The following is a 6,553-nucleotide window of genomic DNA, read 5'->3' on the forward strand; positions in this document are numbered from 1 at the left end:
CTCCTCAGATCTCCGCGGCGGCGAGCCCGTGCGCCCGCACCGGGCGGCGCAGGTAGAGCGCCCAGGTGAGTGCCGCGCAGCCGACGTAGTAGGCGGTGAAGACCGTGAAGGCCGCACGCGTCGCGGCCAGCGGGTCGTCGACCCACGGGGCCGCGAAGGCGAGCGGCACCAGGAAGCCGCCCACCGCGCCGACCGCACCGATCACGCCGAGCGCGGACGACGACTGCCGGGTGGCGGTGGTCAGCGCGGCGGCGCGCTCGGGCGTGCCCGGCGCGGTCGCGCGCTCCGCCGACGCCTTCCAGAGCGCGGGGATCATCTTGTAGACCGACCCGTTGCCGATGCCGGTGGCGGCGAAGATGCAGAGGAAGAAGCCGAGGAACAGCGGGAACCACGCGGCGTTCGCGGTCGCGACGGCCGGGTCGGCACCCGGGTTGGGCGTCAGCTGGTTGACCGTCCAGAGCACGCCGAGGGTGAAGACGACCATGGCGACGAACGAGGCGAGGGTGACCCGGGCGCCGCCCCAGCGGTCGGCCATCCAGCCGCCGAACGGCCGGGTGAGGGAGCCGACACCCGCACCGAGGAAGGCGTAGAAGGCGAAGTAGATCCCGGTGCCGAGCGGCGCCGGCTCCGGCACCCAGAAGTTGAGCCGGATCAGCAGCGGCATCGCGGCGGAGTAGCCGATGAAGGAGCCGAAGGTGCCGATGTAGAGCAGCGACAGCAGCCACGTCTGGCGCTGCCGCACCACCTGCAGCTGCTCGCGCGGCGAGGAGGTCACGGTGGCCAGGTTGTCCATCCAGAGCCACGCGGCGGCGGTCGCCAGCAGCGCGAGCCCGGCATAGGCGTACGCCGCCCGCTCGAGGTGGATGCCGCTGTCCGAGGCCTGCACGAGGCCGAAGATGCCGGCGCCGCCCACCATGACGGGCAGCAGCAGCTGGATCAGCGAGACGCCGAGGTTGCCGCCGGCCGCGTTGAGCCCGAGCGCCGCGCCCTTCTTGTCGGAGGGGTAGAAGAAGTTGATGTTGGCCATCGACGAGGCGAAGTTGCCGCCACCGACGCCCGCGGTCGCGGCGATCAGGCAGAAGACCCAGTAGGGCGTCGTCGGGTCCTGCACGGCCCGGGCGAACAGCAGCGTCGGCACGAGCAGCATCGCGCCGCTGACGATCGTCCAGTTGCGCCCACCGAACCGCGGCACGGCGAACGTGTAGGGCAGCCGCAGCAGGGAGCCGACCAGGTTGGGCAGGGCGACCAGGAGGAACAGCTGCTGGGGCGAGAAGGCGAAGCCCTGCGCCAGCAGGAACGCCGACGAGACGCTCCAGATCAGCCAGACCGAGAAGCCGACGTGCTCGGCGAAGATCGACCAGACCAGGTTGCGGCGGGCGACCGAGCGACCTCCTCCCTCCCAGAAGTCGGCGTCCTCCGGGCGCCAGTCCTCGATCCAGCGACGCGTGCGGCGGGTGTTGATGGCGGGGGTGCTCATGACGACGAGCGTCGGCCTCCGGTGTGACGCCCGACCTGCCGGTGCGGTGGCAGAGTCGTCAACTTCTCCTCACGGCCTCACGACCGCCCGGATCCCGGCCGCCGGGCCCGGACGCGCGAGGAGCCCCGACCGCTGGGCGGTCGGGGTTCCTCGGGAAGTGCCTGCGTCAGACGGCGCGGACGTTCTCGGCCTGCGGGCCCTTGGGGCCGGCGGTCACGTCGAACTCGACCTTCTGGTTCTCGTCGAGCGACTTGTAGCCGTTGGTCTGGATCGCGGAGAAGTGGACGAAGACGTCCTCGCCGCCGCCGTCCTGCGCGATGAAGCCGAAGCCCTTGTCAGCGTTGAACCACTTGACGGTGCCCTGAGCCATGTTCTTTTCCTTTGTTCGCTCCGGCGACGACGTGCCACCGGGCCGCTGAAGACATCCATTCGTGCTGATGTCCAGCGAACCGAAAACCAGGAGAAACAAGATACGAGCCGCACCACGTGCGCGGCCAGGACGCACGGGTGCGTCCCTTCAACACCACAGAGCCTACGGCATCGCCGCCCCAACGACGACTCGCCGTGGATCACGGTGCCGCCACGCAGCTCCCAGGAGGCTTCAGCGGGCGGGTCGGGCTCGCCCAGGCCGGCCGTTCGGCCGGGGGTCGTCACGACCCCGGACCGTTCGTCGTACGACACCGACCGCTGGGCGACCCACGGCGCCCATCGGACGACCGGGTGACGCGCACCACTCCCGCGAGCCGAGCGAGCGGTGTCACGGTGACGGCGGTCACACCCTGTGACAGCCCCATGCTCGGAAGGACGGATCCGTGACAGAGCAAGAGCAGGCCGCGCGCCACGACCCCATCTACGACCGGTTGCACGCGACACCCGAGTTCGCCGAGCTGCGGCGCCGCTACCGCGGCTTCGTGTTCCCGGCGACCGTCGCGTTCCTCGCCTGGTACCTGCTGTACGTCATCCTCTCCAACTGGGCCGGCGACTTCATGTCGACGCAGGTCGTGGGCAACATCAACGTGGCCCTGATCTTCGGCCTGCTCCAGTTCGTGACGACGTTCGGCCTCGCCTGGATGTATGCCCGCTTCTCCGCCGCCAAGCTCGACCCGCTGGCCCGCCAGCTCGACGCGGAGTACCGCAAGGGAGACGACGTCTGATGGACACCCAGGTCCTCACCACCAGCCTGTTCCTGCTCGTCGTCGCCGCGACGGTCGGCATCACCTTCTGGGCGAGCCGCCAGACCAAGACCGCCGCCGACTTCTACTCCGGCGGACGCTCGTTCTCGGGCTTCCAGAACGGTCTCGCCATCGGCGGCGACTACATGTCCGCCGCGTCGTTCCTCGGCATCTCCGGAGCGATCGCGCTCTACGGCTACGACGGCTTCCTCTACTCGATCGGCTTCCTCGTGGCGTGGCTCGTCGCGCTGCTGCTGGTGGCGGAGATGCTCCGCAACGCCGGGCGCTACACGATGGCCGACCAGCTCGCCTTCCGGATGTCGCAGCGCCCGGTGCGCACGGCTGCGTCGATCTCGACCGTGGTCGTCTCGATCTTCTACCTGCTCGCCCAGATGGTCGGCGCGGGCTCGCTCGTCGCGCTGCTCCTCGGCGTGAACAGCGAGGCGTTGAAGAACCTCACCATCGTCGGCGTCGGCGCCCTGATGATCTTCTACGTCGTCGTCGGCGGCATGAAGGGCACGACCTACGTGCAGATCGTCAAGGCCGTGCTGCTGATGATCGGCTCGGCGCTGATCGTGGTGCTCGTGCTCGCCGAGTTCAACTTCAACCTCTCCTCCCTCCTCGGCGCGGCCGCGGAGAACTCCGGCAAGGGCGAGGAGTTCCTCGCGCCCGGCCTGCAGTACGGCGCCAGCCTGACGTCGAAGATCGACTTCCTGTCGCTCGGCCTGGCCCTGGTGCTCGGCACGGCCGGCCTGCCGCACATCCTGATCCGCTTCTACACGGTGCCGACCGCGCAGGACGCGCGGAAGTCGGTGCTCTGGGCCATCGGCCTCATCGGCGCGTTCTACCTGATGACGCTGGTCCTCGGCTTCGGCGCCGCGGCCCTGCTCGACCGCGACCAGGTCGACCCGGCGGTGGGCGGCAACCAGAACCTGGCCTCCCCGCTCCTCGCCGAGGCCGTCGGTGGTGGTGAGGGATCCACGGGCGGCGCCGTCCTGCTCGCGCTGATCGCGGCGGTGGCCTTCGCCACCATCCTCGCCGTGGTCGCCGGGCTCACCCTGGCGAGCTCCTCCTCGGTGGCCCACGACCTCTACAAGGGCGTGATCAAGAAGGAGGGGACCATCACCGAGAAGGACGAGGTGAAGGTCGCCCGGATCGCCGCGTTCGTCATCGGCGCGGTCGCCATCGCCCTGTCGATCCCGGCCCAGCGCCTCAACATCGCGTTCCTCGTGGCGCTGGCCTTCGCGGTCGCCGCGTCGGCCAACCTGCCGGCGATCATCTACAACATGTTCTGGCGGCGCTTCAACACTCGCGGCGCCACGTGGAGCATCTACGGCGGCCTCATCGCCGCCGTCGGGCTGGTGTTCTTCTCGCCGGTCGTGTCGAGTCTGCCGACGTCGCTCTTCCCCGACTCGGACTGGGCGATCTTCCCGCTCAACAACCCCGGCATCATCTCGATCCCGCTCGGGTTCCTGCTGGGCTACCTCGGCACGATCACGTCGAGGGACCCCGCAGCCGAGGACCGCTTCACCGAGCTCGAGGTCCGCGCCCTCACCGGCGCCGGCGCCGAGCAGGCCGTCCAGCACTGAGGCCGACCGCAGCACCCGTGACCCCCTCGCCGAGCCGGAGTAGGTTCGGCGAGGGGGCCACCCCGTGATCCACACCACGAGATCCCGAGCACGCCACCCCGCCGTGTCCCGCACGTGTCCCGCACGAGGAGAGAGCCTTGTCCGAGCAGACCCTGTCGAACCTGTCCCGCGAGGAGCGCCGCTTCGAGCCCCCGGCCGACCTCGCCGCGAACGCCAACGTGAAGGAGGAGGCCTACGCCCGTGCCGACGCCGACCGAGAGGCCTTCTGGGCCGAGGCGGCCGAGCGGCTCGACTGGGGCCGGAAGTGGGACCAGGTCCTCGACTGGACCAACCCGCCCTTCGCGAAGTGGTTCGTCGGCGGCACGCTCAACGCGTCGGTCAACTGCGTCGACCGCCACGTCGCGGCCGGCAACGGCGACAAGGTCGCGCTGCACTGGGTCGGCGAGCCCGCCGACGACACCCGCGACATCACCTACGCCCAGCTCAAGGACGAGGTGTCCCGCGCCGCCAACGCGCTGACCGAGCTCGGCGTGAAGAAGGGCGACCGCGTCGCCATCTACATGCCGATGATCCCCGAGGTCGTCGTCGCGATGCTCGCCTGCGCCCGCCTCGGCGCACCCCACACGGTCGTGTTCGGCGGCTTCTCAGCCGACGCCCTCGCCTCGCGCATCACCGACTGCGAGGCCCACGTCGTGATCACCTCCGACGGCGGCTACCGACGTGGTGCGCCGTCCGCGCTCAAGCCGGCCGTCGACGAGGCCGTGGAGAAGACCGGAGACCTGGTCCGCAACGTGCTCGTCGTACGCCGCACGGGCCAGGACGTCGACTGGCACGGCCGGGAAGAGGGTGGCCGCGACGTGTGGTGGCACGACGTCGTCGACGCCGCGTCCACCGAGCACGAGCCGGAGATGCACGACTCCGAGCACCCGCTCTACGTCATGTACACCTCCGGCACCACAGGCAAGCCGAAGGGCATCCTGCACACCACGGGCGGCTACCTCACCGGGACGTCGTTCACGCACTGGGAGGTCTTCGACCTCAAGCCGGAGACCGACGTCTACTGGTGCACCGCCGATGTCGGCTGGGTGACCGGGCACTCCTACATGGTCTACGGCCCGCTCGCCAACGGCGCGACGCAGGTGATGTACGAGGGCACGCCCGAGAAGGGCCGCTGGTGGCAGATCGTCCAGGACTACAAGGTGACGATCTTCTACACCGCGCCCACGGCCATCCGGACCTTCATGAAGCAGGGCCGCGAGATCCCCGACGGCTACGACATGTCGTCGCTGCGGCTGCTCGGGTCGGTCGGTGAGCCGATCAACCCGGAGGCCTACGTCTGGTACCGCGAGGTCATCGGCGGCGACCGCTGCCCGGTCGTCGACACCTGGTGGCAGACCGAGACCGGCCAGATCATGATCAGCCCGCTGCCCGGCGTCACCGCCGGCAAGCCCGGCTCCGCGATGAAGGCGCTCCCCGGCATCGCCGCCGACGTGGTCGACGACGACGCGAAGCCCGTCGGCAACGGCAACGGCGGCTACCTCGTGCTGAAGGAGCCGTGGCCCGCCATGCTCCGCACGCTCTGGGGCGACGACGAGCGCTTCAAGGACACCTACTGGTCGCGCTGGCCGGGCCTCTACTTCGCCGGCGACGGCGCGAAGCTCGACGAGGACGGTGACATCTGGTTGCTCGGCCGCGTCGACGACGTGATGAACGTGTCGGGCCACCGGCTGTCGACGACCGAGATCGAGTCGGCGCTCGTGTCGCACCCGAAGGTCGCCGAGGCGGCGGTCGTCGGTGCGGCGGACGAGACCACCGGCCAGGCCGTGTGCGCCTTCGTCATCCTGCGCGACGCCGCCGGCGACGGCGGCGAGGACATCGTCGAGGAGCTGCGCAGGCACGTCGCGAAGGAGATCGGCGCGATCGCCAAGCCGCGCCAGATCATGGTCGTGCCCGAGCTGCCCAAGACCCGCTCCGGCAAGATCATGCGCCGCCTGCTCAAGGACGTCGCCGAGCACCGTGAGGTCGGTGACGTGACCACCCTCGCCGACTCGACCGTCATGGACCTGATCAAGGGCAAGGAGGGCTCGGCTCCCTCGGAGGACTGAGTCCACACGGACCGGAGGACGGCGGTCGACCCGCGGGTGCATCCCGCCGGGTCGGCCGCCGTTCTCGTCGACCCGGCGGGTCGGAGCCTCAGACGGTATGACGTGACCGCCTCGGACTGAGGGGGTTGCAGGCCGGGGCCTCTCACATGCATGTACGTGGGTTGTCGGGCAGGAGTGGCCTGCTCGACCTATCCACAGGCATAGGAGGCC

5 protein-coding genes are annotated in these 6,553 nt (G+C 70.0%); 3 read left to right on the forward strand and 2 right to left on the reverse strand.

Translation table 11 applies throughout. The features are described 5' to 3' along the window. Positions 1-4 precede the first annotated feature (4 nt). Positions 5-1,477, reverse strand: coding sequence for an MFS transporter (locus tag NCI01_RS09440; protein WP_254181224.1), 1,473 nt, complete (start codon positions 1,475-1,477; stop codon positions 5-7). Positions 1,478-1,643: 166 nt separating this feature from the next. Next, on the reverse strand, positions 1,644-1,847 hold the full coding sequence (locus NCI01_RS09445; RefSeq protein ID WP_172257709.1) for a cold-shock protein: 204 nt from the start codon (positions 1,845-1,847) through the stop codon (positions 1,644-1,646). Positions 1,848-2,289: 442 nt separating this feature from the next. Here NCI01_RS09445 and NCI01_RS09450 point away from each other — a divergent pair, with 442 nt between their 5' ends. The 3 genes from NCI01_RS09450 (at position 2,290) to acs (ending at position 6,343) form a co-directional block, all read left to right on the forward strand. Further along, positions 2,290-2,631 carry a DUF485 domain-containing protein gene (locus NCI01_RS09450; RefSeq protein WP_254181225.1) on the forward strand — a complete coding sequence of 114 codons (342 nt, stop codon included), beginning with the start codon at positions 2,290-2,292 and terminating at the stop codon, positions 2,629-2,631. Continuing rightward, positions 2,631-4,238, forward strand: coding sequence for a monocarboxylic acid transporter (locus NCI01_RS09455; protein ID WP_254181226.1), 1,608 nt, complete (start codon positions 2,631-2,633; stop codon positions 4,236-4,238). Before NCI01_RS09450 ends, NCI01_RS09455 begins: the two co-directional genes overlap by 1 nt. Before the next feature lie 137 nt (positions 4,239-4,375). Beyond that, positions 4,376-6,343, forward strand: a complete 1,968-nt coding sequence (gene acs / locus NCI01_RS09460; RefSeq protein WP_254181227.1) for an acetate--CoA ligase — start codon at positions 4,376-4,378, stop codon at positions 6,341-6,343. The last annotated feature ends 210 nt before the right edge of the window (positions 6,344-6,553 follow it).

It is taken from the genome of Nocardioides pinisoli, assembly GCF_024199985.1.
Lineage (GTDB): Bacteria > Actinomycetota > Actinomycetes > Propionibacteriales > Nocardioidaceae > Nocardioides > Nocardioides pinisoli.

Excerpts from the sequence above, each read along its gene's own strand:
- NCI01_RS09440 (WP_254181224.1), bottom strand. The coding sequence starts at position 1,477 with ATGAGCACCCCCGCCATCAACACCCGCCGCACGCGTCGCTGGATCGAG.
- NCI01_RS09455 (WP_254181226.1), top strand. The coding sequence starts at position 2,631 with ATGGACACCCAGGTCCTCACCACCAGCCTGTTCCTGCTCGTCGTCGCC.
- NCI01_RS09445 (WP_172257709.1), bottom strand. The coding sequence starts at position 1,847 with ATGGCTCAGGGCACCGTCAAGTGGTTCAACGCTGACAAGGGCTTCGGC.